24 protein-coding genes and 1 pseudogene are annotated in these 24,899 nt (G+C 36.1%); 17 read left to right on the top strand and 8 right to left on the bottom strand.

Annotated features, from left to right (window positions below; all coding sequences use genetic code 11):
- Window positions 1-205: 205 nt before the first annotated feature.
- The 4 genes from DQM95_RS08525 to DQM95_RS08510 all read right to left on the bottom strand — a co-directional run bounded on the left by DQM95_RS08525 (window position 206) and on the right by DQM95_RS08510 (window position 3,298).
- On the bottom strand, window positions 206-871 hold the full coding sequence (locus DQM95_RS08525) for a DUF1129 domain-containing protein (RefSeq protein WP_037592713.1): 666 nt from the start codon (window positions 869-871) through the stop codon (window positions 206-208).
- A gap of 313 nt (window positions 872-1,184) precedes the next feature.
- Entirely contained in the window at window positions 1,185-2,129 is a 945-nt protein-coding gene (locus DQM95_RS08520; RefSeq protein ID WP_037592716.1) for a magnesium transporter CorA family protein, read from the bottom strand.
- Between the two features lie 425 nt (window positions 2,130-2,554).
- A complete protein-coding gene (locus DQM95_RS08515) occupies window positions 2,555-2,902 on the bottom strand; it encodes a hypothetical protein (RefSeq protein WP_037592718.1) in 348 nt (115 codons plus the stop codon).
- Between the two features lie 138 nt (window positions 2,903-3,040).
- Window positions 3,041-3,298: a hypothetical protein gene (locus DQM95_RS08510; RefSeq protein WP_046391581.1), complete on the bottom strand. Its 258-nt coding sequence runs from the start codon at window positions 3,296-3,298 to the stop codon at window positions 3,041-3,043.
- Between the two features lie 472 nt (window positions 3,299-3,770).
- Between DQM95_RS08510 and DQM95_RS10010 the strand changes: the two genes are divergently transcribed.
- Window positions 3,771-4,052: a DUF5960 family protein gene (locus DQM95_RS10010; protein ID WP_128861521.1), complete on the top strand. Its 282-nt coding sequence runs from the start codon at window positions 3,771-3,773 to the stop codon at window positions 4,050-4,052.
- 91 nt (window positions 4,053-4,143) lie between these two features.
- Here DQM95_RS10010 and DQM95_RS08505 read toward each other — a convergent pair whose 3' ends face one another.
- Both DQM95_RS08505 and DQM95_RS08500 read right to left on the bottom strand, forming a co-directional pair.
- Window positions 4,144-4,935, bottom strand: coding sequence for an FxLYD domain-containing protein (locus tag DQM95_RS08505; protein ID WP_046391580.1), 792 nt, complete (start codon window positions 4,933-4,935; stop codon window positions 4,144-4,146).
- A gap of 122 nt (window positions 4,936-5,057) precedes the next feature.
- On the bottom strand, window positions 5,058-5,477 hold the full coding sequence (locus DQM95_RS08500; RefSeq protein ID WP_111686000.1) for a DUF3102 domain-containing protein: 420 nt from the start codon (window positions 5,475-5,477) through the stop codon (window positions 5,058-5,060).
- Between the two features lie 170 nt (window positions 5,478-5,647).
- On the opposite strand from DQM95_RS08500, the gene DQM95_RS08495 reads away from it, so the two are divergent.
- The 10 genes and pseudogenes from DQM95_RS08495 (at window position 5,648) to nusB (ending at window position 14,646) form a co-directional block, all read left to right on the top strand.
- Window positions 5,648-6,640, top strand: a complete 993-nt coding sequence (locus DQM95_RS08495; protein ID WP_037592720.1) for a hypothetical protein — start codon at window positions 5,648-5,650, stop codon at window positions 6,638-6,640.
- A 75-nt stretch (window positions 6,641-6,715) separates the two neighbouring features.
- Window positions 6,716-7,228, top strand: a complete 513-nt coding sequence (locus DQM95_RS08490; RefSeq protein ID WP_037592721.1) for a hypothetical protein — start codon at window positions 6,716-6,718, stop codon at window positions 7,226-7,228.
- A gap of 217 nt (window positions 7,229-7,445) precedes the next feature.
- A pseudogene (locus DQM95_RS10230) lies at window positions 7,446-7,535 on the top strand (tyrosine-type recombinase/integrase); the annotation flags it as partial.
- Between the two features lie 75 nt (window positions 7,536-7,610).
- Entirely contained in the window at window positions 7,611-8,336 is a 726-nt protein-coding gene (locus DQM95_RS08485) for a tyrosine-type recombinase/integrase (RefSeq protein ID WP_230081944.1), read from the top strand.
- Between the two features lie 157 nt (window positions 8,337-8,493).
- Window positions 8,494-11,316 (top strand): excinuclease ABC subunit UvrA, encoded by a 2,823-nt coding sequence (gene uvrA / locus DQM95_RS08480; protein WP_037592722.1) that lies wholly within the window; start codon window positions 8,494-8,496, stop codon window positions 11,314-11,316.
- Between the two features lie 237 nt (window positions 11,317-11,553).
- Window positions 11,554-12,627 carry a M24 family metallopeptidase gene (locus DQM95_RS08475; RefSeq protein WP_037592723.1) on the top strand — a complete coding sequence of 358 codons (1,074 nt, stop codon included), beginning with the start codon at window positions 11,554-11,556 and terminating at the stop codon, window positions 12,625-12,627.
- Window positions 12,628-12,664: 37 nt separating this feature from the next.
- Window positions 12,665-13,132 (top strand): deoxycytidylate deaminase, encoded by a 468-nt coding sequence (locus DQM95_RS08470; RefSeq protein ID WP_037592724.1) that lies wholly within the window; start codon window positions 12,665-12,667, stop codon window positions 13,130-13,132.
- Window positions 13,133-13,235: 103 nt separating this feature from the next.
- Complete coding sequence (gene efp, locus DQM95_RS08465; protein ID WP_015911856.1) at window positions 13,236-13,793, top strand: elongation factor P; 558 nt, start codon at window positions 13,236-13,238, stop codon at window positions 13,791-13,793.
- A gap of 42 nt (window positions 13,794-13,835) precedes the next feature.
- Window positions 13,836-14,225, top strand: a complete 390-nt coding sequence (locus tag DQM95_RS08460; RefSeq protein WP_015911855.1) for an Asp23/Gls24 family envelope stress response protein — start codon at window positions 13,836-13,838, stop codon at window positions 14,223-14,225.
- Window positions 14,218-14,646 (top strand): transcription antitermination factor NusB, encoded by a 429-nt coding sequence (gene nusB, locus DQM95_RS08455; protein WP_015911854.1) that lies wholly within the window; start codon window positions 14,218-14,220, stop codon window positions 14,644-14,646. Before DQM95_RS08460 ends, nusB begins: the two co-directional genes overlap by 8 nt.
- 38 nt (window positions 14,647-14,684) lie before the next feature.
- On the opposite strand, the gene DQM95_RS08450 is transcribed toward nusB, so the two are convergent.
- Both DQM95_RS08450 and DQM95_RS08445 read right to left on the bottom strand, forming a co-directional pair.
- Window positions 14,685-15,650: a LacI family DNA-binding transcriptional regulator gene (locus DQM95_RS08450; protein WP_015911853.1), complete on the bottom strand. Its 966-nt coding sequence runs from the start codon at window positions 15,648-15,650 to the stop codon at window positions 14,685-14,687.
- A gap of 5 nt (window positions 15,651-15,655) precedes the next feature.
- Window positions 15,656-17,095, bottom strand: coding sequence for a sucrose-6-phosphate hydrolase (locus DQM95_RS08445; protein ID WP_111685999.1), 1,440 nt, complete (start codon window positions 17,093-17,095; stop codon window positions 15,656-15,658).
- Window positions 17,096-17,279: 184 nt separating this feature from the next.
- On the opposite strand from DQM95_RS08445, the gene DQM95_RS08440 reads away from it, so the two are divergent.
- From DQM95_RS08440 to manA, 6 genes are all read left to right on the top strand, one after another.
- Entirely contained in the window at window positions 17,280-19,148 is a 1,869-nt protein-coding gene (locus DQM95_RS08440; protein WP_037592725.1) for a sucrose-specific PTS transporter subunit IIBC, read from the top strand.
- Window positions 19,149-19,283: 135 nt separating this feature from the next.
- Complete coding sequence (scrK, locus tag DQM95_RS08435) at window positions 19,284-20,165, top strand: fructokinase ScrK (protein WP_037592726.1); 882 nt, start codon at window positions 19,284-19,286, stop codon at window positions 20,163-20,165.
- Window positions 20,166-20,271: 106 nt separating this feature from the next.
- Window positions 20,272-21,048 carry a MurR/RpiR family transcriptional regulator gene (locus DQM95_RS08430; protein ID WP_037592727.1) on the top strand — a complete coding sequence of 259 codons (777 nt, stop codon included), beginning with the start codon at window positions 20,272-20,274 and terminating at the stop codon, window positions 21,046-21,048.
- Window positions 21,049-21,138: 90 nt separating this feature from the next.
- On the top strand, window positions 21,139-22,431 hold the full coding sequence (celB, locus tag DQM95_RS08425; RefSeq protein WP_015911848.1) for a PTS cellobiose transporter subunit IIC: 1,293 nt from the start codon (window positions 21,139-21,141) through the stop codon (window positions 22,429-22,431).
- Window positions 22,432-22,493: 62 nt separating this feature from the next.
- On the top strand, window positions 22,494-23,912 hold the full coding sequence (locus DQM95_RS08420; RefSeq protein WP_046391575.1) for a glycoside hydrolase family 1 protein: 1,419 nt from the start codon (window positions 22,494-22,496) through the stop codon (window positions 23,910-23,912).
- 25 nt (window positions 23,913-23,937) lie between these two features.
- Entirely contained in the window at window positions 23,938-24,888 is a 951-nt protein-coding gene (manA, locus tag DQM95_RS08415) for a mannose-6-phosphate isomerase, class I (protein ID WP_037592728.1), read from the top strand.
- The last annotated feature ends 11 nt before the right edge of the window (window positions 24,889-24,899 follow it).

Raw genomic sequence — 24,899 nt, 5'->3', positions numbered from 1 at the left:
GTGTTCTTGAAATTGAGACAACACAAGCAGAGGGCGGCGGGCTGTTTTTTCTCTACTCCTAAAAATAAGGAAGAGTGGATAAGACCCGGTGGGTCTTTTTTTCGTGATCTAGAAAATGAAAGAGTGAGCTAGGCGCCTAATACAATCTTTAGTTTGTGTTCAAAAAATAAAATACCTTTGGAAATCTTTCCAAGGGTATTTGTTATTATTGCGCTGACATTGCATTTTGAACATTGTATTTCTTTTGTAAGTAATAGCGAAGGGCAATAGCTGCGCCACCAATAAGAATGAGTACGATTGGTGGTAATTGTGGATTCAAAGCTTTTGGTAAAAAGGCTGTTGCGTAATAAAGTGTCACCCAAACTAGCATAGCAAGTGATAGTGCTCCAATAATTTTAAACCAGCCTGGTCTTTCACTTTTTGGTTTACCCATATGGCGATAGATGAAATAGTAGGTGGCATACATAGATGCTCCACCTCCAAAACCAAGAGCCAATAAGGACATTAAACCAGTAACAGTAGCGTTGGTATTAAAGAAAGTCATGATGCCATTTAATAAAGCTACAATCCCAATAAAAAGTAATGAGGTATCTAACCACATTAACCAAGGGTTGGTGTTCTTGGGTTCTTCTACTTTGTTAGTAGAAGAGTTTTTAGCAACAGCTTTTTCAGAAAAAGAAGCTGCCCATGCAGTTGGTGCACCTAGAAATGAACGAGCAGGAATGCCCTTAGCTTGTTTTTCTAAAATAGTTGGTACGGTTTCTTCTAAAATGTCTTTAATTTCTTGATCTGATTTACCATCTTGAATCAGACGATTAGTTGCAATATGAATAAATTCTTGATTTTTTTTAGTAAGATTTTGAAAATCCATTATATCTCCTTAGTTAATTTTATTTTATAACTTTTTATTCCAATAAATAAGTAATGAACAATATGATTTCTTTATATCTGAAAATGTCAGAGAGTCACATCGACTACAAATCACGACCCCCAAATCTTATTACGACAGATAAGAAAAGACAGTTAGACTCCATCACGACAGTTTAGAAAAGAGTTTTTCAAGTAACGACGCTCAGAAGAAAAGACGATATTTCTTTTCTTCTGAGCTAGTGAGTGTTCTAGGGAGTTGTTATAGCGACTCCCGTAGCACTATTAGCGATGAAATTGCAATAGTGCTTGAACAATTAAAACCACTTCTTCCTTAAGAAGTAGATAATGACACCAGAAGAACCTAGTGCAGCAATGAGAACGATTAGGAAAAAGCCATGTTCTAAATCATTAAATGGCATCCAGTTGTTTTGGAAGTTCATCCCGTAGGCAGAAAAAATAACTGTTGGGATATCCAAAGTCATGGTCATTAAAGCCAGAGTTTTCATAATCGTATTCTGGTTGTTATTAATGATAGAAGCAGTTGTTTCGGTCATGGCGTTCAAGATTTTTTCATAGATTCCTGCCATTTCGATAGCCTGTTGGGTTTCGATGAGAGTGTCTTCTAAAAGATCTTCATCTTCAATATACTTTTTCAAGGAGCTAGTGCTGCTAGACAATTTTTTGACGATTCGTTCATTAAATTTAAGCGAAGCTTTTAAATAGACAATGGATTTTTCAAGCTCCATCATGTCAATTAATTCTTCATTACGTGTTGCCGCTTCTAGCCTGGCCTCCAAACGATCACTCTGACGATCGATGGTACGGAGGGCTGTTAAAAAGAGCTCTGCATTTCTATAAAGAATTTGAAAAACAAAGCGAGTTTTCATGAAGGTATAGAAGTTTTTCACCCTTTTGTTATGGAAGTTATCAAAGAGAGTGAGTTCGTGTAAGCAGGTTGTAATCACAGCTTGCTCGGTAACGATAATGCCAAGTGGAACCGTTATATAATAACTTTTATTGTTACGCTCTTCATAAGTTGGAACGTCGACAATGATTAAGGTATAGTCATCTTCAACAGCAATACGTGATGTTTCTTCGATATCGAGTGGTGCTCTTAAGTCTTCAATATCAATGTTAAATTGTTCAGCAATTTCAAGAGATTCTTCTTGGGAAGGGTTTACCAATTTTATCCAAGCCCCTGGCTCGAATGTTTCAATTTCTTTAAATTCTATTGCTGATGAAAGAAACATTTGTTTCATGACAAGCCCTCCTTTTACATGATATTGATTGTTTTAAATGAGTGCAAACGGAGATGAAAAACGTGAAAATTTGTGAAAACAACTTGTAACACGTACTATCCCAATTTTAACTAAACACTATCTTATTATACTATAAAAGCCTGGATTTGGGTCAACTGAATATTAGAAAATTTTGTTATTGCGAGATAAAAACGTTTAATAGCTATAAATGCTATTAATGCTTAAGTATAGGCTTTTCAAAATATTAGCTTTTCTAAATATTGGTTTAGATAGTAAGCCAAAGCAAGCCAAAATGGAAGCTGAAATTTAATATATTTTAAAAAATGAGTCCCACAAGCAAGAAAAAAGGCACCTATTATGGTGTCTTTTAAAGTACTAATGATCGATTGAATTTAAATATTTTACTATTTAATCTATTACTTCCTTTAAATTAGAGGAGCTCCAAATAATACTTTTGAAGTTACTCTTTTAACTTCAATTTCCTGTTTTGTTAAATCAAATTCTGATTTTATTAGATCTTTTAGGAATTTAGCGTCTTTTTTTGATTGAATTGAATATGTAGAATTATCTTTATTATGGGAAATGATACGGACTACTTGACGTATTTTTTTATTATTTTCTAAATCAATATTTTTTGCCGAGTTTACAGTTATTAAATAATTTTGTCCCGTTATCTCAATCGCTTTTCTATTTGTTCTATTTAATAAATAAAAAATAAGCCAAATTACAAAAATAATAAGTAGTAGTCCTAATAATCTTATAAATATATCCATGTTCTTACCAAGCCTTCTTAATAAATTGAGATGATTATATTCTTATTTGAAAACGTTATCAATAAATACCAGTTAATTTTTATATTATAAAGAAATAGGCACCTTTAGGGGCGCTTATTTTTTATCTCAATTAGTTAGTTACATAAATCCACCCAGACCCATAACACCTCTTGGCACAACAACTATTACTTGGTTTGCTTGGAGGTTAAATTCTGCCATAAGTAGCTCTTTTAAATTTTTATCATTCTTTTGAGAAAGAACATAATACATATTATCATTTAGGTGTTTTAAAACTTCAACGTGTTCCATTATATTTGAATTACTTTTCAAGTCAATTACTTGATCAGTATTCTTAAATTCGATTGTGTAATTATAACCATTTTTTCCTAAAACCATAATGTATAATCTCGTTTCTTTTTATAATTTTGAAGTAATTATAATCCTGTTTGAAAACGTTGTCAATTATAAAACTTTTATTTTTTTCTATCGCCAGCGTACATAGCTATTATAATGGCTAGGATAGCTACAATGATTAATTTACTCATATTGTTATCTCCAAAAAAAGACTCAACAAGATAGATTAGTAAAATTATCAATAGTAATTGCGCTACTAGAAATAATTAAACTACTAATCGAAATTGTTAAGTCGATATTGTAAATAGGTTTTGGTAAGAACCTTACCTAAGTGTATTTTACCACTTTTCATAATAAAGTAAAATACTAAAAAGAGTTCTAAATCCTAACGTGAGAAAAAATGTATAATACATCGGGAAGTACTTAAAAATGGGTCGGTGGGGTAGGTATACCCCGTGCTCAATGTGTAAAGTTATAACATTACTAGTATACCCTAATTTTGTATAATGTGCTTATGAAATACGGATATAAAGAAAAGTCAGCAGCTGATTTTGATTATTATTCTAAAAACTATCGACAATACGAGGAAATGTTTTTAAAGTATTCTACAATGGTAGAACCACCCGTCTTTTTAAAAGACGATATTTTGCACTGTATGAGATCAAGTGGTAAGAATTATTTTATTTTAAATGCCAGCAACTGTAATATTTTGAGAAATATCAGATTTAACTTTAAGTTAGAAGACAATGTCTATAATTTTACTGGTATCACGATTTTACCACTAATGAGATTATGAAGAGTGCTGACATTGCCATTCTAAGCACGTTTTAAAATACAATACCTATGATTAACCACGGAAAAAGCAAGCATTAAATGCCTGCTATTTTTTATTCTGTTTCTTGATATAAAACAACATATTCAGTTTTTTCAAAATCTTTAAAAGCCATGAATCCTAGTAGACGTTTCTCATTTTTTGCCCAATTTGGAGCATTTATATATTCAGTACCAACAACTACACCATTTGCATCAAGTAATTTAACCTCTATACCTAACTCTTTAATAGTTAATCCAGTTGTATTTTCTACTGTTACTTCATAATATGAAGTATGTTCATCAGATTTTTCCTCATTACGAGCAAACTCAATTTTATTAACAAAATCTTTTACAACTTGTTCATTTTTATTATTTTGTTTAACTTCTTTACCACCAGCTAAAAGTTCATCAATCCAGTGTTGGTGTTTTTCAGGAACTTTTAGTTTTTGAATTCTATTAATTTCAACAATTAACTCTTTTCTTCGATTTTGATGTTCATACCATTTTTGATCAAAAGATTCTGAGCCAAACGTTTTTGCTACTTTCAAACCGTTATTCATCTCATTGATATATGAAATTGCATATTCTTTCAACTTAGAATCTTTGAATTTCAAATTCTCATATTTTGAAATAGTTTTTAATTCTAAATTTACAAATTTTTGATAATCACTACCGCTATCTACGTGTTTTTTATCTTTATCTTTTTTAGCGATATAATCCCATCTTGCGATCATACCGTCTTGTAAAGCAGTGATAAAATCTTGATCATAGTATTTTGTCTCTTTTTTCGTATTTGAGGACTTGGAACATCCAACAAGAGTTAAGACAGCCATAAATAATAAAACGGTTAAAAATTTCTTTTTCATCCTAAATTCCTTTTCATAAATAATTCGTAAACATTTACATTATATAATATTTTTCAACTTTTTAATACTTTTTTTAAAATATCAAACTTTTAAAGTGTATTTTTGCCAATACTATTTTTTGATTAAACTATGTATCTAACCAATTCGTCCTCTGAATCCTTTAACTTACGTTTGAGGTCTTGTAAGTCTCTTACTGTTGGATTGTCGCCTTGCTCTACTTTTTCAAGCTGGGTTTGCTTTTCTTCTTCTGGTAGAGTTGCGATGAGGTATAAAGCAGATGTTCCTAAATCGTTCAACGTTGAACGATTTGGAAGTCGTTTTGCTACAGTCATGAATTTTCTAGCTTCACTAGTAGCCATTCCCAAGTTCTCTACCCATTTTTCAAACTGACCATGCGCCAAATCATTTTCTTTAACGTGATTTAACCTGCGACCGATTTCCCAAATGGACTGACCCGCAATATTTTTGTGATCCTGACATTGCCATTCTAAGCACGTTTCAACTTTTAATATGAGTAAATTATCACTAAAGTTGATATCCATTTCTTGTAATTTACTTTTTTTGAGTTTTATAGTTGTTATTCTGTTGTCGTATTTTGTCACTGCTAGGCGGTGGCTTTTTTATTGCAAAAATGTAATTAGTATAGAAAAAATTTGATAATTGAACTCTGATAAATGTTTTAATGGTAAAATGACATTAAAGGAGTATTATTATGAAAATTAAGCCATTTATTATATTAACAATCGGACTAATGTTAGTTGGATGTTCTAATGGAGATAAGAGAAATACCCGAAAAATCGTTAAAAAAGATAATAATGTAGCACAAACAAGTAAGAATAGTAGAAAATCATATGATAGTTTGATTCAAGAAATAGAAAAAGATAAAACCATAGAAAAATATGTTTTTAAAGACATAAATAAAGATGGAGTCGATGAGTTAATTGTTGGTGACGGATCGCATGCAGGTGCTATCTATTATTTACAATCAGGAAAACCTGTTCTGCTTGTTAAAGCAAACACGTTCACACTTAATTACAGGAGTTCATTTACTATTTATATCAGTGGTAAAATAGCGTATTATGAATGGACACTACCTGATGAAAAAGGTAAAGAACAAGTCATGCAAATTGGGAAAAATGGAAAGTCAATAGAAATTTTAAAACAAAAGGTTGATATACAAATGACTGAATTTGATCAACGTGAATTAGGACTTGCTAATGATAAAAAAGAAAATTTATCTAAATTATCATGGACTAATAACAAAGGTTACGATGAACAATATGTGAGAAAGCAGATGTCATCCATTTCCAACGAACCATCATCGCCAACATCAGAAAATAAATCCGATAGCCAAATAACAGCTGAACAATCGCAAGCACAAACTAATCAAAAACCTCAATACACAACTGTTTATGTCCACCTGAGAGATTATATTAATAAACCAATAACAGATAGCAACGGATCAATTATAAGAGATGGTTTTTATATTCAACCTGACTCTGCAATTACAAGTGAGGGAAGAACAGAAACTGGTATGGTTTTTCAGACCTCTAATGGGTACAAAGTAGATAATACATTGATTCTTAAAGGCGATGAGGCTCTTCAATTTTTAAATTGGATACGTCAAACTGCTCCAGATGGAACAACTAAAAATGGCTTGAAGTCTAACTTTGATTATTGGGTTAAGAATGTGAAAGATAAATAAAACAGCACCTTAAATGGTACTGTTTTTAATTTACTCCCTTGTTCTATAATTAAAATAAAAATATTGAGTTAAAAAATGGATAAAGATAACCTATCACTTGCGATTGCAATAGTATCTTTGGCAATTTCCGTGTACATTTTCATTTCTAAACATTATCGAGAACTGTACAGATTAGGATTAAATAATTCCCAAGCAATTTTTGACACTGAAGAAAAGGTAATGTATGTAGAATTAACTTTTGTAAACGAATCTTCTTTGCCGTTAACAATTGAAAACTTAACAGCGACACTAGAAGAGTCTCAAAGTTATTCTTCAAATGTGGGCGAACTTATAAATGAAAAGAGAAATGTCATTGATAGAGACCATAGGTTTTTCACAAAAATGGATGCTGAAACAAAAACATTACCAATCACTCTAGAACCGTACTCAACTACTAGTTATTATTTTGCTCTTTCTGAATTCCTTGTGTATAGACATGATTACTTTTTAGAAGTAGAAACACCTAATAGATTTATCGTATTCCCATTCAATCCAAATAAGAAAAATTATAGCATTGGTATAGAAAAAAAGGAAGAAGCAGGCTTTTAGTAGTTACGTGGCGACAACATCCATTAAGAGAAGCAGTAAGCTTCTTTTCTAGACACTTTGAAAAAAGAACTTGGCAAATATATAAAATTCATACAAATACTCGATTTAATAACTTGAAGTTTAAAGTGAAGCAATCCGTTCAAAAAAGAAAATAACAAAAAAAGAAAATATCAATCCTAAAACAATAATAGAATAGAAATCTAAACTCAATCATTTTATCGCCACTAGGAGCAGGCTTGATAATCATCTACTCAAACATTTTGGAGATTACAAGCTTGATAAACTGACAACCCCTATCATTCAGCAAGTCTTTAATGATTATGCCGATAGGGACAATAATAATAAAAAGAATGCTTTCGCAAATTTTGGGATACTCCATTCCATGAATAGGAGAATACTTCAATATGGAGTGATTAATCAGGTAATTTTGAATAACCCTGCGCGTGATGTTGTTCTGCCTAGAAAAATATCAAAAGATAAAAAGTTGAATTATCTTGATAATAAAGAGTTGAAAAAGTTTCTAACATATCTTGACGGTTTAGATGTTAGGATCTATAAAAATCTTTATGATATTACCCTATACAAGTTCTTATTAGCCACTGGTTGCCGAATAGGTGAGGCGTTGGCTTTAGAGTGGTCAGATATTGATTTTAGTAATTCATATATTTCAGTAACAAAAACAGTCAATAGTTACCGAAAGATAAACAGTACTAAATCAAAATCAGGTAACAGAATTATTGATATTGATAAAAACACAGTGGCCATGATGAAAGAATACAAAAAGAGACAAACCCAAGAGGCTTGGAAACTTGGAAGAAGTGAAAAACTAATCTTTTCAAACTTTATTGATTTATATCCTGATCATTCAGCATTGCGCCAAAGGGTGAATAAACATTATCAAATGGCTGGTGTTGATGTTACTGGTTTCCATGCATTCAGACATACCCATGCAAGCTTGTTATTAAATTCAGGTATCCAATATAAAGAATTACAAAACCGTCTTGGCCATTCTACTTTAGCTATGACTATGGATACCTATTCTCACTTGTCAAAAGAAAGCGCAAAAAAAGCCGTCACATACTTCGAAACGGCAATTAATGCAATTTAGCAAGCCAAAATGGAAGCTAAAACGAAAAATAGACTTTTCTGAACACTCATAAACCTTATTATATAGGCAATTGTGCCAAGTTAAAAAATCAATTATACTAGAAAATTTTGATATAATAAAGGAAAGTTTAACGAAGGAGTGCTTAGTCACAAATTATATGCAAGATAAAATTATTATACACGGGGCGAGAGCTCATAATTTAAAAAATATTGATGTGGAGATTCCGCGTGATAAATTAGTGGTTGTCACTGGATTGTCAGGATCAGGAAAATCTAGCTTAGCCTTTGATACCATCTATGCAGAAGGTCAAAGACGTTATGTGGAGAGTCTGTCGGCTTATGCTCGCCAATTTTTAGGAAATATGGAAAAACCTGATGTGGATTCTATTGATGGCCTAAGTCCAGCGATTTCCATTGATCAAAAAACCACTAGTAAAAATCCTCGCTCGACAGTAGGTACTGTAACAGAAATCAACGACTACTTGCGTCTCTTGTATGCTCGTGTTGGAACACCTTATTGTATTAATGGTCATGGAGCCATTACAGCATCGTCAGTGGAACAAATCGTTGAGCAGGTTATCGCTTTGCCAGAGCGAACGCGCATGCAAATTTTATCGCCAATTGTACGCCGAAAAAAAGGTCAACACAAATCCGTATTTGAAAAAATTCAAAAAGATGGCTATGTACGCGTTAGAGTGGATGGTGAGATTTATGATATCACGGAAGTTCCAGAACTTTCTAAAAGTAAAATGCATGATATCGAAGTGGTTATCGACAGACTTGTGAATAAGGAAGGTATTCGAAGTCGTCTTTTTGATTCGATTGAAGCTGCGCTGAGACTTGGTGACGGCTATCTGATTATTGACACAATGGACGGCAATGAGCTACAATTCTCCGAACATTATTCCTGCCCAATCTGCGGTTTTACAGTGCCAGAATTAGAACCTCGTCTTTTCTCCTTCAATGCACCATTTGGATCTTGCGAAACCTGTGATGGTTTAGGGATTAAGCTAGAAGTCGATATGGATTTGGTTATTCCCGATCCAAGTAAAACTCTAAGGGAAGGAGCCATAGCACCATGGAATCCCATTTCTTCGAATTATTATCCGACGATGTTGGAACAGGCCATGACAGCTTTTGGTGTGGATTTAGATACTCCTTATCAAGATTTAAGTGATAAAGACAAAGAGCTGGTTTTATATGGTTCAGGAGACCGTGAGTTTCATTTTCATTATGTTAATGATTTTGGTGGTGAACGAAATATTGATATAAGCTTTGAAGGAGTGGTCACCAATATTAACAGACGCTACCATGAAACAAACAGCGAGTATACTAGGAATGTCATGAGAGGTTATATGAATGCCTTGACGTGTACGACTTGTCATGGCTATCGCCTCAATGATAAAGCCTTGTGTGTTCATGTTGGTGGTGAAAAGGGACCACATATTGGGGAGATTTCCGAATTATCCATTTCAGATCATTTAGCCATGCTTGAAAGTCTGGTCTTGACTGAAAATGAAGAAACGATTGCCAAACCTATCGTAAAAGAAATTCATGATCGTTTGACCTTCTTAAATAATGTTGGTTTAAATTATTTAACCCTATCACGTTCTGCAGGCACATTATCAGGTGGTGAAAGTCAGAGGATTCGCTTGGCGACACAAATTGGCTCTAACCTGTCTGGTGTTTTATATATATTGGACGAACCTTCCATTGGTTTACACCAAAGAGATAATGATCGTTTAATTGAGAGTCTGAAGAAAATGCGTGATTTAGGAAATACTTTGATTGTCGTAGAACATGATGAAGATACCATGATGCAGGCTGACTGGCTGATTGATGTTGGGCCAGGGGCTGGAGAATTTGGTGGTCGAATTATAGCTTCTGGAACACCTAAACAAGTCGCTAAAAATAAAAAATCGATTACAGGCCTCTATTTATCTGGGAAAAAAAGTATTCCAGTTCCAACGAAAAGACGACAAGGAAATGGACGCTTCTTAGAAATAAAAGGTGCTAGTGAAAATAACCTTCAAAACATTGACGTTCGTTTTCCACTAGGAAAATTTATAGCAGTAACAGGTGTTTCAGGTTCTGGAAAATCAACACTGGTAAACAGTATCTTGAAAAAAGTAGTTGCTCAAAAATTAAACCGAAATTCAGACAAACCAGGAAAATACAAATCTTTTGAAGGTATTGAACATGTAGATCGCTTGATAGATATTGACCAAAGCCCGATTGGACGAACCCCACGTTCAAATCCCGCAACTTACACTGGTGTGTTTGATGATATCCGCGATTTATTTGCGCAAACCAATGAAGCCAAAATTCGAGGCTATAAAAAAGGTCGTTTTTCTTTTAATGTAAAAGGTGGGCGCTGTGAAGCTTGTTCTGGCGATGGGATTATCAAAATTGAGATGCACTTCTTACCTGACGTCTATGTTCCCTGCGAAGTTTGTCATGGAAGACGCTACAATTCTGAAACACTAGAGGTTCACTACAAGGAGAAAAATATTGCTCAAGTGCTAGATATGACAGTTGATGATGCCTTAGAATTTTTTGCTGCTATTCCCAAAATAGCACGAAAAATCCAAACCATCAAAGATGTCGGCCTAGGTTATGTGACTTTGGGGCAACCAGCAACAACTTTATCAGGTGGTGAAGCGCAACGCATGAAGCTTGCGAGTGAATTACACAAGCGCTCAACAGGTAAGAGCCTGTATATTCTTGATGAGCCAACAACAGGACTTCATACCGATGATATTGCAAGACTTTTGACTGTCTTAGAACGCTTTGTGGATGATGGCAACACGGTTTTAGTGATAGAACACAATCTCGATGTGATTAAATCCGCGGACCATATTATTGACTTAGGACCGGAAGGTGGCGTTGGTGGAGGTCAAATCATTGCCACTGGGACACCAGAGGAAATTGCCCAAGTAGATTCAAGTTATACTGGACGATATTTGAAAGCAAAACTATAATAATATCATCTCAGCAATACCGCAAATCAGAGACAGTAACCACAAGCGTTTACTAGACTGAAAAGAGGAAGTTTTGTCTATTCAAATGAAGTGACCTGTTTACAGAATTCTAATGACAATCCGTTCACTAATAAGATAAGTTCAGACAGGAGCTCTTAGGAGCTCCTTTTTATCTTTCAAATCCCTTTGAATCATGGTAAACTTAAAGTAGTTTTTTCAAAGCAAAAGGAGCTCATTATGATAGGTTTTTTAGAGCAACGTGTTCGTAAGTGTCAACAGTTGATGAAAGAAAAGGGGATAGAAGCTCTTTTAATTACTCATTTAACCAATATTTACTATTTGACAGGTTTTTCTGGTACCGCTGCAACAGTTTTGATTACAGCTAGCCGTCGTGTCTTTATCACAGATTCTCGCTATGCTTTAATGGCAAAGGCTAGCGTGGAAGGTTTCGACATCATTGAAAGTCGTGAGCCTCTCAAGATTGTGGCATATTTCTTAGAAACTGACCACATCAATTCTTTGGGATTCGAAGAAGAAGTAACTTTTTCATTCTATCAAGCTCTCCAAAATCAGCTTCCCAAAATAGACTTACTTCCCCAATCAGGTTTTGTAGAAACCTTACGTCTTATTAAGGATGATAGTGAAATTGAGACTATTGCTGAAGCTTGTCGCATCACAGATAAAGCTTTTATAGACGTCCTTGACTTTATTAAAGCTGGACAAACCACCGAAATAGAAGTGGCGAATTTCTTAGATTTTAGGATGCGACACTATGGAGCATCAGGACTTTCTTTCGAAAGTATCGTAGCTTCTGGAGAGCGTTCTGCCATGCCTCATGGACGTGCCAGCCATAAAGTAATAGAGAACGGAGACAGTTTAACCATGGATTTCGGTTGCTATTACAACCATTATGTGAGTGATATGACAAGAACTATTCATGTCGGTCAGGTAACGGATCAAGAGCGCGAGATTTATGATATCGTTTTAAAAGCCAATGAAGCTTTAATTGCAAAAGCTAGCGCAGGGATGACTTATAGTGATTATGACGCTGTTCCGCGTGAAGTCATTGCTAATGCTGGTTATGGGTCAAACTTCACACACGGGATAGGACATGGTATCGGATTAGACATCCACGAGAATCCATTTTTCACAAAATCAGACCAAGTCTTAAAAGCTGGTATGGTTGTTACAGATGAACCGGGCATTTATATCGATGGCCGCTATGGACTACGGATTGAAGATGATTTGGTGATCACAGAAAATGGCTGTCGGATCCTAACCTTAGCCCCAAAAGAATTAATTGTTATTTAAGTAGATGATTCTTACAAAGGACAAGAGAGGAAAAAGCATGACAAAAAGATTATCTTGGCAAGATTATTTCATGGCAAATGCCGAATTGATTTCCAAACGGTCAACCTGCGACCGAGCTTATGTTGGTGCGGTACTTGTCAAAGACAACCGAATTATAGCTACAGGATATAATGGTGGGGTTTCCGCAACGGATAACTGTGATGAAGCCGGGCATTATATGGAGGATGGGCATTGTATTCGAACCGTACATGCTGAAATGAACGCTTTAATACAGTGTGCTAAAGAGGGTATTTCAACAGATGGAACAGAAATTTATGTGACGCATTTTCCATGTATCAACTGCACCAAGGCCTTACTCCAAGCTGGTATCAAAAAAATAACTTATAAAGCCCATTATAGACCTCACCCTTTTGCAATTGAATTGATGGAGAAAAAAGGAGTGGCCTATGTACAACATGATGTCCCAACAATCGTACTTGGAGACCAAGAGATAAAAAACTCCTAAAGTTCAATGTTTAAGGCTTATAAAATGCTTATAAAAGATTTGAGCAAAGCTATCTTTTGTGGTAAAATGAGATGATAAATATTTTAGTAAGAGGTAATAAATAATGATTGAAGCAAGTAAGCTTAGAGCAGGTATGACTTTTGAATCTGAAGGGAAATTAATCCGTGTATTAGAAGCAAGTCACCACAAACCAGGAAAAGGGAACACAATCATGCGTATGAAATTACGTGATGTTCGTACAGGTTCTACTTTTGATACGACTTACCGTCCTGATGAAAAATTTGAACAAGCTATTATCGAGACTGTTCCAGCACAATATTTATATAAAATGGACGACACAGCTTACTTCATGAACACAGAAACATATGATCAATATGAAATTCCAGTCGTAAATGTTGAGCAAGAATTGCTTTATATCTTGGAAAATTCTGATGTTAAAATCCAATTTTACGGTTCAGAAGTGATTGGTGTAACTGTTCCAACTACTGTTGAATTGACTGTTACAGAAACGCAACCATCTATCAAAGGGGCGACTGTTACAGGTTCCGGAAAACCTGCAACTCTTGAAACAGGTTTAGTGGTTAACGTTCCAGACTTTATCGAAGCAGGACAAAAATTGGTCATTAACACTGCTGAAGGTACTTACGTTTCTCGTGCTTAATCATTTTGTCAGCTTGTCCGTTGAGAAAAGAAAGGAATTGCTATGTTAAGTGAAAATATTGGTGAAATTGTTATTTCACCTCGTGTTCTTGAAGTAATAACTGGGATTGCTGCAACTCAAGTTGAAGGAGTCTATTCACTTCATAACAAAAAAATGTCAGACTCTTTCAATAAAGCTAGTCTAGGTAAAGGGGTTTACTTACGTACGGAAGAAGATGGTACAGTTAATGCTGACATCTATGTTTATCTTCAATATGGCGTAAAAGTACCAACAGTCTCAATGGCTATTCAAAAAGCAGTCAAAGCAGCTGTCTATGATATGGCAGAAGTGACCATTTCTTCCGTTAATATTCATGTTGAAGGTATTGTTCCTGAAAAAACACCTAAACCAGACTTGAAATCACTTTTTGAAGAGGATTTCTTGGATGACTAATAGTTTTGAAAATTCAAGAAGAGATTTACGTGAACGTGCCTTTCAAGCTCTATTTAATATGGAACACGGAGGCGATTTTCTAAGCGCCTCACAGTTTGCCTATGACTATGATAAGGTTTCTGATCAAGAACATGATATCCCAGCATTTTTATTAACCTTGGTTAATGGAGTTGTTAATCATAAAGATGAGCTTGATGCCATTATCAAAGAGCACTTAAAAGCGGGTTGGTCTATTGAACGTTTGACTTTAACAGATAGAACCATGTTACGCCTGGGCCTCTATGAAATTAAATTTTTCGAAGAGACTCCTGACCGTGTGGCTTTGAATGAAATTATTGAAATTGCTAAAAAATATTCTGATGAAACGTCAGCTAAATTTATAAACGGTTTGCTGAGTCAGTTTGTATCAGATTCTGAATAAAAAAAGAATTCTCGTTATTGAGAATTCTTTTTTTTTGGCTAAATACTCGAACCAGGTAATAAGGTGATTGGTAAGATATAATCTTTGCTAGTCTTTTCTTTAGCGATTTTTTTAAGCAGAACTTCAACAGTTAATTTAGCTATTTCTTCAATAGGTTGTTTGATTGTTGTTAATTGTGGAAAATAATTTTCGATAAAACGAGTACCGTCATAGCCTATTAATTTCAGGTCGTTTGGTACATTTAAACCCAGTTGAGTTGCAACTTTCATGATTAAAATTGCTGTTAAATCATCCGAAGCAAAGATGCCATCGGGTTGTCGGCTGGCTAAGATTGATTTAATTTCCATTTCACGTCTGATAGTTGAGAGATGGTTAGGGAGCTTGATGACTTCAGCTGTTTTTTTGAGTTGATAGGAAAATCCAAGTTGTCGAAGTCCTGTTGGTGAGTCTGAGTTGTCATTACCTGTAATCATGATGATTTTTTGGCATTTATATTTCTGCAAGGTCTGTGCCGCCAATTTTCCTCCTTGGAAGTTATCCGATGAAATGATTGGAATATTGGGTGCAAGATTTCTATCAAAAGCAACAATAGGTGCTTCAACGCGCTCGTAATCTTCAATTCCAAGGTTGTGGCTGGATGAGATGATGCCGTCAACTTGATTGGCTGCTAACATCTCCAGGTATTCTTTTTCTTTTTGAGGATCGTGTTCACTGTTGCAGATAATGGTTTTATAACCGGCTTTGAAGAGTTCAATCTCTAAATACTCAATTAACTCAGCATAGAAGATGTTACTGATATTTGGAAAAATGAGTCCAATTAATTGGGCTGATTTTCCTTGTAAGCTTCTGGCTAGGTTGTTGGGTTGATAGCCCAACTCTTTCATCGCTTTTTTTACCTTATCAATGGTTTTCTGAGAAAGGTATCCCTTTTTATTAATCACTCGTGAAACGGTAGTTGGACTTACACCAGCTAATTCTGCCACATCAGTAAGTTTAGCGACCACTGTATTTACCTCAATTCATAATAGTAACCGTCAATATCACCAGAAAGAATCTGAATGCCACTTGCCTCATTTTCTGGGAAGACACGGCTGGTTAAGACTGCTTGTCCTTGATTGATATAGATTTCAATGATGGATTTGTCTACATAGATATTAAGTGTAACATCTTCCTGTGGTATTTGGCAAGAGCGGCAGCTACCGTATTCCAAAGCATACTGTTGGCCAACTTGACTGCGATCAATGACACATTTCCCTTCTTTGGTGTCGATTGTCATCAAAAGTCCTGTTTTAGTGCTTTCATCAGAGAAGAGTTGGAGTTGTGCCTTTTCATTTCTTTTAATGCGCAGCTCTAATTCGTAACAATTGCTGGTCTTACTTTTGTTTTGAATTTTTTCAGCATTTTGGCGCAAGCTTTTTACCGATGAGACTGGGAATTGATGGATTTGTCCATTTTCTAAGGTAAGTTCTTTGACCAAGCTTAGGGCTCCTTGATAGTCAAAAGAATCGGTAGGATAGTGAATGTCGGGTAGACCAATCCATGACACGGCTAAAACGCTTCCGTCAGGTGCATTAAAGGCTTGAGTGGCATAGGCTTCAAACCCAAAATCAAGGTTTTGAATGTCAGTACCACCAAGAAGTTTGCCCTTTTCGGGATCAAAGGCGTCGAAGACTTGATAGGTGTTTGGGTAGATGTTGTCATATGCTAATTCTGCTTTGGAAAGTCCTTGAGGGCTATAGATGAGTACTGGTTTCTCATCTATGAAAACAAGGTTGGGACATTCAATCATATATTCGCTAGCAGTTCGTCCAATATCTAGGTTGGCAACGAAGGTCCAGTTTTCAACATCGTTATTAATAGCTTTATAAAGCTTGATCATACCTTTTTTATTTAAGTCCTGTGCACCAACAATGGCATAAAATTGATTCTTATAATTGAAGATTTGAGGGTCTCTGAAATGTTCGGTAACGTCGTCAGGTTGTTGAATTAAAACAGATTCACACTTGGTGATTTGTCCTTTGGCATCAAGATATGCACCAACCTGAAGAGGGTCGCGGACCCAATTCTCATCTCTAACATTTCCAGTATAAAAGAGGAAAAGTTTATCGTTTACAGCATAAGCTGAACCAGAGTAGGCCCCATGGCTATCGTGCTTGTGATCGGGTAATAATTTTATTCCTGTCTCTTTGAAATGAAGTAGATCATCGGAAACTAAGTGTACCCATTGCTTTAAGCCGTGGGCTGCTCCAAAAGGCCAATTTTGATAAAAAAGATGAAATTGACCGTTAAAATAGGAAAAACCATTAGGATCATTTAATAATCCGGTTTTGGGCTCAATATGATAAGATGCATGCCAAGGTGAAGAGGCTACATTCTTTGAAATGATTTTGATTTCTTCTGGGGTCCAATCCTGATAGGGACGATAGCGAACCTCTTGTGCGATTTCCATTGATGAAACTCCTTTAGCTGACTTTATAGTATATATACTAAACGTTTTCCTTCTAAAAATCAACATAAAAAGCAGATATAATATTTTTTATGTCAAACGCTTGACATAAAATAAAATCGTGCTAAAATGATAAGCAAGAGATGAAAACGGTTCATCATATTTAAGAAAAGGAGATTTTCCAGAGATGGATAATAATCAAATTGCAAAAGAAGTTATCGAAGCACTAGGTGGCAGAGACAATGTAAAAAGTGTTGCCCACTGTGCGACCCGTCTGCGTGTAATGGTCCTTGATGAGTCAAAGATTGATAAGGAAAAAGCTGAAAACATTGAAAAAGTAAAAGGCGCTTTCTTTAATTCTGGTCAATATCAGATGATTTTTGGAACAGGTACTGTTAATAAAATCTATGATGAAGTGGTTGCTCTTGGCTTACCAACCTCTTCAAAAGATGACATGAAGGCCGAAGCTGCAAAACAAGGAAATTGGTTCCAACGTGCCGTTCGTACATTTGGTGATGTCTTTGTACCAATCATTCCAGCTATTGTAGCAACTGGTTTGTTTATGGGACTTCGAGGATTACTTGGAGCACTTGGTATTACGTTACCAAATGATTTAAATGTTTATTCTCAAATTTTAACAGACACTGCCTTTATTGCACTTCCAGCTTTAGTCGTTTGGTCTACTTTCCGCGTTTTCGGTGGTAATCCTGTTATCGGTATTGTCCTTGGATTTATGCTCATTTCTGGGTCATTGCCAAATGCTTGGGCAGTTGCTTCTGGAGGCGATATTAAACCGACAATCTTCTTTGGTTTTATCCCGGTAGTAGGTCTTCAAGGATCAGTATTACCAGCATTTATTATTGGTATCATCGGGGCTAAATTTGAAAAATTTGTCCGGAAGTATGTTCCTGAAGTCTTGGATTTATTAGTAACACCATTTGTTACCTTATTTGTAATGTCCATTCTAGGATTATTTGTGATTGGTCCAGTATTCCACGTGGTTGAAAACTATATTCTCGTTGGAACAAAAGCCGTTCTTGATCTTCCATTTGGTCTTCCTGGTTTCTTAATTGGTGGTGTTCACCAAATCATTGTTGTTTCAGGGGTCCACCATATCTTCAACTTGCTTGAATCACAATTAATTGCTCATGATGGTTCAAATCCTTTTAATGCTATTATTACAGCCGCTATGACAGCACAAGGTGCAGCAACAGTTGCAGTGGGTGTGAAGACTAAGAATAAAAAACTGAAAGCTCTTGCTTTTCCAGCAGCCCTTTCCGCTTTCTTAGGAATTACTGAGCCAGCTATTTTCGGTGTGAATTTACGTTACCGTAAACCTTTCTTTTTATCACTTATTGCGGGTGCCATTGGTGGTGCGACAGCATCGTTGCTTCCTTTAGCGGCAACTGGTTTTGGGATCACCATTATTCCTGGAACCCTACTCTACCTTAATGGTCAATTACTTCCATACCTTATCATGGTAGCTGTATCATTTGCTGCCGGATTTACCTTAACCTATCTCTTTGGTTTTGAGGACGAGAAAGAAGGTACTTCTGTAAAAAAGTCTGAACCTATGCCAGTCGCTGTCAGTGAAAATAAAGGAGAAGAAGTTCTTTATGCACCACTTGACGGACAAGTGATTACCCTTGAAGAAGTTAATGATCCGGTTTTTGCCTCTGGTGCCATGGGTCAAGGTTTTGCCGTAATCCCAAGTGGTAATGCGGTATATTCTCCTGTAGATGGACAAGTAGAAGTTGCTTTCGAAACAGGACATGCTTTTGCTATCAGATCTAATGAAGGGGCTGAACTTTTAATTCATATCGGCATTGATACAGTTTCAATGGCTGGAACTGGCTTTAAATCAAAGGTTACAGCAGGTCAACATGTTAAAAAAGGCGATTTGTTAGGAGAATTTGAATCAACTAAAATTAAAGAAGCTGGTTTAGAAGATACCACCATGGTTATTCTAACCAATGCTTCGGACTATCAATCAATTAGGATTCAAGCTGAAGGAAATCTTTTTGTTGGTCAAGACATTATGACACTTCATCGCTAGAGATAAAGGGCTAAATGTTTAGCCCTTTATTAGTCGTAAAAGCATTTTCAAAGGCGAAGAAAGGCTCTTGATTTCAGCTTAGCATTTCCCTATAATAGATTTTAAGAATACGGTTACAATAAATGAGGGGTGAATATGACAAGATTATATGGAAGTTTAGAAGCGGGCGGCACTAAGTTTGTCTGTGCAGTGGGTAATACAGATTTTGATATTGTCGATAAGGTTCAATTTCCCACCACGACACCAGAAGAGACAATAGCAAAAACGATAGCTTATTTCAAATCTTTCGGTGATGATTTAGCAGCTATTGCAATTGGATCATTTGGTCCGATTGATATGGATAAATCATCTGCAACCTACGGCTATATTACGACAACTCCAAAACCTTATTGGGCTAATTGTGATATCGTTGGTCCTATTTCTAAAGAACTAGGCTTGCCTATATACTTTACCACAGATGTGAATAGTTCAGCTTTTGGCGAGAAATTGTTACGACCTGGCGTTGATAGCCTCGTTTATTACACCATTGGAACGGGCATCGGAGCGGGTGCTATTCAACAAAACCAATTTATTGGAGGTCTAGGGCATACAGAAGCAGGACATACCTATGTTATGCCACATTCAAGTGATGTGGATTCAGGTTTTTTAGGGGTTTGTCCTTTCCATAAGGGATGCCTTGAGGGAATGGCAGCGGGACCAAGCTTGGAGGCTAGAAGCGGAACTCGGGGAGAATTGATTCCGATTGATTCTGACATTTGGGATGTTCAAGCTTACTATATTGCTCAAGCAGCCTTGCAGGCTACCATGTTGTATCGCCCAGAAGTTATCGTTTTTGGCGGTGGCGTTATGGCTCAAGAACATATGGTCAAACGGGTTCATGAGAAGTTCACCGATTTGTTAAATGGCTATCTTCCAGTACCAGATTTGAACCACTATATTGTTACCCCTGCAGTAGCAGACAATGCTTCAGCTACCATCGGTAATTTTGCCTTAGCGAAAGCTGTCGCTGAAAATTAAATTTCTCAGACTTCCTAAAATAGCCTTTTAGGAAGTTTTATCTTTTCATTCTAGCAGAGAGATGTTAATCTAAAATGTAAGAAAATAAGAGAATAAAGGAATAAAGATGGATTTTAAAGAACGGATATCAGTAAATTTCACCAACCTAACCAAGACTGACAAAAAGATTTACAATTGTTTATTAGAACATCCAGATTATCTCATTAATCATAATGTTCAAGATGCCGCCCAATTGATTGAAACCTCACCGGCAGCCTTAGTTCGCTTAGCAAAAAAGATTGGTTACAAGGGATTGCCGGATTTAAAAATTGGATTAGAAGAATCTTCGCAAAAAAAACAGAAGGAACCTAAAGGACAAAGTAAGAAAATAATGTCTAAGGTTCTAAATAATTATCGAGATAACATTGCCTTATTAGAAAGCCAATTAGACGAAGGACAATTACATCGCATTGCTAAAAAATTAGCCTCATCTGACCTCATTAAGGTTTTAGGTATCGGGAGTTCTGGTCTAAGTGCTGAACAATTGGTCTATTCTCTACTCTATCAGGACAAATATACGGAAAGCATTACCAGTAAAACCAAAATGTATTACCTGTCTAGAACCCTGACAAAAGAACATGTCCTCCTTTTTTACACTGTAACAGGTAACAAGGATTTTGAAGAATTATTTGAAGCGGCTAAGGCCGTCGGCTGTCAGGTCATCATCGTTACAATGGTCGATAGTCCCTACATCAGACAGTATGCAACAGAATTAGTTATTCTACCCTCCAATGTTATGCAATTACGCAATCCCTCTGGAGATTTTTATCAATTGGATAACCGTTCCCTCTTCCTGATTTTGTCAGAAATTCTAGCAGCCTATGTCAATCAAAATTTAAAATAAATTTTATCTTTAAAAATGTATTGAAATAAATTTCATAAATGGTATACTATTCTTACAAATACTACTAGTCACTAGTAAAAGGAGATTACCATGACTAAATTTATGGATATGCTAAGTGAAAAGATATTACCGGTAGCGACAGTTTTAGGGAACAATAAATATTTATTAGTTCTTCGTGATGCTTTTATGTTATCTTTCCCACTAACAATGTTTGGATCATTGATCGTCGTTTTCAATAATCTACCTTTCTGGCCGGATAGCTTAAAAGCTACATTTGCCAACCTCTTTGGTAATGGTCAAAGTGCAACCATGTCAATCATGACCATCTTCGTAACCCTTGGTATTGGTTACTACATGGCCAAATCAGAAGAACTTGAAGAAGGGATTTACTCAGCAGTCGTTGCCTTGTCTTCATTCTTAATTTTGACACCATTTTTCTTTGACGTCTTAGGTGCCGATGGCAAAGTGGCCGCTCAAGCCAACGGAGCACTTAGCTTAGATCGTTTAGGGGCTAAAGGAATGTTCCTAGGCATCATCGCAGCCTTTATTGCAGCTAAACTTTTTGCTTATTTAACAAAACGTGGATTTACGATTAAAATGCCTGAAAGTGTGCCACCAGCAGTTTCAAAATCATTCTCAGCCTTAATTCCAGCACTTGGAACCTTAATGGTTTTCTTGATTGTGAATGCTCTTATGGTCTCACTTTTCCATACAAACCTTCATGATGTTATCTACAATCTTATTCAAAAACCATTGACTGGTTTAGGAACAAGTTTACCAGCAACCATCGTTGCCCTCTTCTTTGTTCAATTCTTATGGTTCTTTGGTCTTCATGGACAAGTTATTGTTAACTCAGTATTTGAACCATTCTGGCAAACTAACATGTTAGACAACGCCGAATTGACAAAACAAGGTGCAGCAGCTTTAGCAGAACATGGTCATATCGTTACCAAATCATTTATGGATACCTTTACCGTTGGTTTAGGTGGTTCAGGGTCAACCTTAATTGTTGTTTTAATGATGGCTTTCATCATGAAGAGCAAACAATATAAAGAAGTTGGACGTTTTGCCCTAGGACCTGGTATCTTCAACGTAAACGAACCAGTTATTTTTGGTCTTCCAATCGTTATGAATGCAAGTATCTTCATCCCTTGGTTATTAGCGCCAATCGTTTCTGTTATCGTGGCTTACCTTGGTTTCGCCAGTGGTTTGGTACCATTAACAACTGGTGCACAAGTTCCTTGGACAATGCCTATATTCATTTCTGGCTTCCTTGCAACCAACTCAATTATGGGGTCATTATTGCAATTAGTTCAAGTTATCGTTATCGGATTAATCTGGTTCCCATTCCTTAAAATGGTTGATAAAGCAGATAAAATTTAAAGATTATAGTAATGGAGTTGGATGCAAATTCCAACTCCGTTTTTTCATAAAGGAGAGATAAAATGACACAATTAGAATTTCCCAAAAATTTTTGGTGGGGTGCAGCAACAAGTGGTCCCCAATCAGAAGGTTCATTTAAAAAACAACACCAAAATGTCATGGATTACTGGTATGATATTGCCCCTCACGATTTTTATAACCATGTAGGGCCAGATACAGCTTCAAACTTTTATTATGATTATAAGTCTGATATCCAATTGATGAAAGATTGTGGTCTTAATACAGTGAGAACTTCTATTCAATGGTCACGCTTAATTGATGACCTAGAGACAAATACTGTTAATGAGGAAGCAGCAGCCTTCTATAATGCGGTTATTGATGAATTTATTGCTCAAGGAATTACTCCTTTCTTTACACTCCATCATTTTGATATTCCAGTAGAATTATTGCATAAGTATGGTGGTTGGGAAAGCAAGCATGTGGTAGACTTATTTGCTGGTTTTGCGGAAAAATGTTTCCAACTTTTTGGCGACCGTGTTAAATATTGGTTTACGCACAATGAACCCCTCGTGGTGGTTGAGGGTGGCTATTTAGAACAATTCCACTACCCTAAACGTGTCGATGGCAAAGCTGCTGTTCAAGTTGCTTACAATCTCCAATTAGCTAGTAGTAAAGCTATCGCAAAATATCGTGCCCTTGATTTAGATGGCCAAATCGGGATTATTTTAAATCTAACTCCAGCCTATCCTGCCACTCAAGAAAAAGAAGACCTCTACGCAGCACATGTAGCTGACCTATGGTACAACCGTCTCTTTATGGATGCAAGTAGCAAGGGTGAATTCCCAGCTGAATTGGTTGCCCTTTTAGAAAAAGAAGGTGCTCTTTGGCAGACTGACCAAGAAGAATTAGAAATCATAAAAAATAACATTATTGACATTCTCGGCGTTAATTTCTATCATCCGAACCGTGTTCAACGCCCTAAATATTCCTACAATAGCTTGGCTGTTGACTTCTTGCCAACCAAATTCTGGCAAGCCTACGAAATGCCAATGGCTCGTATGAATGTTGACAAAGGTTGGGAAATCTATCCAAAAGCAGTTTACGATATTGCCAAAGATATTCAAGAAAACTATGATAATATTCAATGGTATATCAGTGAAAATGGTATGGGTGTTTCTCGAGAAGATCGTTACCTTAACGAAGACGGCGTAATTGAAGATGATTATCGCATTCAATTTATAACTGAGCATCTCTATTGGTTACATCGAGGTATCAGCGAAGGGAGTAACTGCCTAGGCTACCATTTGTGGACACCGATTGATTGTTGGTCATGGGCTAATGCTTATCGCAATCGTTATGGCTTAGTTACCAATAACATCCATAACCAGGTCAAATCTCTGAAAAAATCAGGCTATTGGATGCGTCAATTGGCCGAAAGTGGTCAATTAGAGGTAAAAAATGCTATAATGGATATATTATAGTATTAGTTTAGAAAAGAGGCTTGTAATGGCAGAACCGTTTTTCCTAGAATCTTGTATGCATGATAAAATTTGGGGTGGCACCAAATTAAGAGATGTTTTCAATTATGAAATTCCAACTGAAACAACTGGTGAGTATTGGGCAATTTCAGCTCATCCTAATGGTGTTTCAACTATTTCAAATGGTCAGTTTGCGGGGCAGAAATTGGATCGTGTCTACGCAGAAAATCCTGCTTATTTTGGTAATCCTAAGGAAAAAGTATTCCCGCTATTGACAAAAATTTTAGATGCTAATGACTGGCTTAGTGTTCAAGTGCATCCAGATGATGCTTATGGAATGGAACACGAAGGCGAGCTTGGTAAGACAGAGTGTTGGTATATTATTTCCGCGGAGCCAGGTTCAGAGATTATTTATGGACACAATGCGCAATCTAAGGAAGAGCTTAAGGCTTTGATAGAAGCCGGTGACTGGGACAATTTACTGACAAAAGTCCCAGTTCAAGCAGGGGATTTCTTCTATGTTCCAAGCGGAACCATGCATGCTATTGGTAAAGGTATTATGATATTGGAAACCCAACAATCTAGTGATACCACTTATCGTGTTTATGATTTTGATCGTAAAGATGCAGAAGGAAACTTGAGGGATTTACATATTAAGCAATCTGTTGATGTCTTAAATCTTGGTAAACCTGAAAATAGTGTTCCAGCTACAACGCTGGCGGACCACCTTCTTAATACTTGTCTTGTTTCAAATCCCTTCTTCACCGTTTACAAATGGGTGACAGAGGGATTGGTCGACATGAAACAGACCGCACCCTATTTATTGATTAGTGTTTTAGATGGTCAAGGGACTTTGGCCGTTGGTTCTGAAGCTTATGACATTAAAAAAGGCATGCATTTTATTCTTCCTAATGATGTGAAAGCCTGGACATTTGATGGTCGATTAGAAATGATTGTGAGTCATCCAAACAGTCTTTAATTTTCTTCTAA

This window comes from Streptococcus uberis (genome assembly GCF_900475595.1).
GTDB classification, from domain to species: domain Bacteria; phylum Bacillota; class Bacilli; order Lactobacillales; family Streptococcaceae; genus Streptococcus; species Streptococcus uberis.
Note: the sequence above shows the minus strand (reverse complement) of the source record. Positions and strands in the feature narration are given on the sequence as shown.

What these genes read in the sequence shown, in the direction of transcription:
- DQM95_RS10010 (WP_128861521.1), top strand. Translation starts at nt 3,771, where the DNA reads ATGAAATACGGATATAAAGAAAAGTCAGCAGCTGATTTTGATTATTAT.
- DQM95_RS08520 (WP_037592716.1), bottom strand. Translation starts at nt 2,129, where the DNA reads ATGAAACAAATGTTTCTTTCATCAGCAATAGAATTTAAAGAAATTGAA.
- DQM95_RS08475 (WP_037592723.1), top strand. Translation starts at nt 11,554, where the DNA reads ATGATAGGTTTTTTAGAGCAACGTGTTCGTAAGTGTCAACAGTTGATG.
- scrK (WP_037592726.1), top strand. Translation starts at nt 19,284, where the DNA reads ATGACAAGATTATATGGAAGTTTAGAAGCGGGCGGCACTAAGTTTGTC.
- DQM95_RS08445 (WP_111685999.1), bottom strand. Translation starts at nt 17,095, where the DNA reads ATGGAAATCGCACAAGAGGTTCGCTATCGTCCCTATCAGGATTGGACC.
- DQM95_RS08505 (WP_046391580.1), bottom strand. Translation starts at nt 4,935, where the DNA reads ATGAAAAAGAAATTTTTAACCGTTTTATTATTTATGGCTGTCTTAACT.
- DQM95_RS08510 (WP_046391581.1), bottom strand. Translation starts at nt 3,298, where the DNA reads ATGGTTTTAGGAAAAAATGGTTATAATTACACAATCGAATTTAAGAAT.
- DQM95_RS08515 (WP_037592718.1), bottom strand. Translation starts at nt 2,902, where the DNA reads ATGGATATATTTATAAGATTATTAGGACTACTACTTATTATTTTTGTA.
- DQM95_RS08500 (WP_111686000.1), bottom strand. Translation starts at nt 5,477, where the DNA reads ATGGATATCAACTTTAGTGATAATTTACTCATATTAAAAGTTGAAACG.
- DQM95_RS08490 (WP_037592721.1), top strand. Translation starts at nt 6,716, where the DNA reads ATGGATAAAGATAACCTATCACTTGCGATTGCAATAGTATCTTTGGCA.
- DQM95_RS08420 (WP_046391575.1), top strand. Translation starts at nt 22,494, where the DNA reads ATGACACAATTAGAATTTCCCAAAAATTTTTGGTGGGGTGCAGCAACA.
- DQM95_RS08495 (WP_037592720.1), top strand. Translation starts at nt 5,648, where the DNA reads ATGAAAATTAAGCCATTTATTATATTAACAATCGGACTAATGTTAGTT.
- celB (WP_015911848.1), top strand. Translation starts at nt 21,139, where the DNA reads ATGACTAAATTTATGGATATGCTAAGTGAAAAGATATTACCGGTAGCG.
- DQM95_RS08430 (WP_037592727.1), top strand. Translation starts at nt 20,272, where the DNA reads ATGGATTTTAAAGAACGGATATCAGTAAATTTCACCAACCTAACCAAG.
- DQM95_RS08470 (WP_037592724.1), top strand. Translation starts at nt 12,665, where the DNA reads ATGACAAAAAGATTATCTTGGCAAGATTATTTCATGGCAAATGCCGAA.
- DQM95_RS08485 (WP_230081944.1), top strand. Translation starts at nt 7,611, where the DNA reads ATGAATAGGAGAATACTTCAATATGGAGTGATTAATCAGGTAATTTTG.
- DQM95_RS08525 (WP_037592713.1), bottom strand. Translation starts at nt 871, where the DNA reads ATGGATTTTCAAAATCTTACTAAAAAAAATCAAGAATTTATTCATATT.
- nusB (WP_015911854.1), top strand. Translation starts at nt 14,218, where the DNA reads ATGACTAATAGTTTTGAAAATTCAAGAAGAGATTTACGTGAACGTGCC.
- DQM95_RS08440 (WP_037592725.1), top strand. Translation starts at nt 17,280, where the DNA reads ATGGATAATAATCAAATTGCAAAAGAAGTTATCGAAGCACTAGGTGGC.
- uvrA (WP_037592722.1), top strand. Translation starts at nt 8,494, where the DNA reads ATGCAAGATAAAATTATTATACACGGGGCGAGAGCTCATAATTTAAAA.
- efp (WP_015911856.1), top strand. Translation starts at nt 13,236, where the DNA reads ATGATTGAAGCAAGTAAGCTTAGAGCAGGTATGACTTTTGAATCTGAA.
- manA (WP_037592728.1), top strand. Translation starts at nt 23,938, where the DNA reads ATGGCAGAACCGTTTTTCCTAGAATCTTGTATGCATGATAAAATTTGG.
- DQM95_RS08460 (WP_015911855.1), top strand. Translation starts at nt 13,836, where the DNA reads ATGTTAAGTGAAAATATTGGTGAAATTGTTATTTCACCTCGTGTTCTT.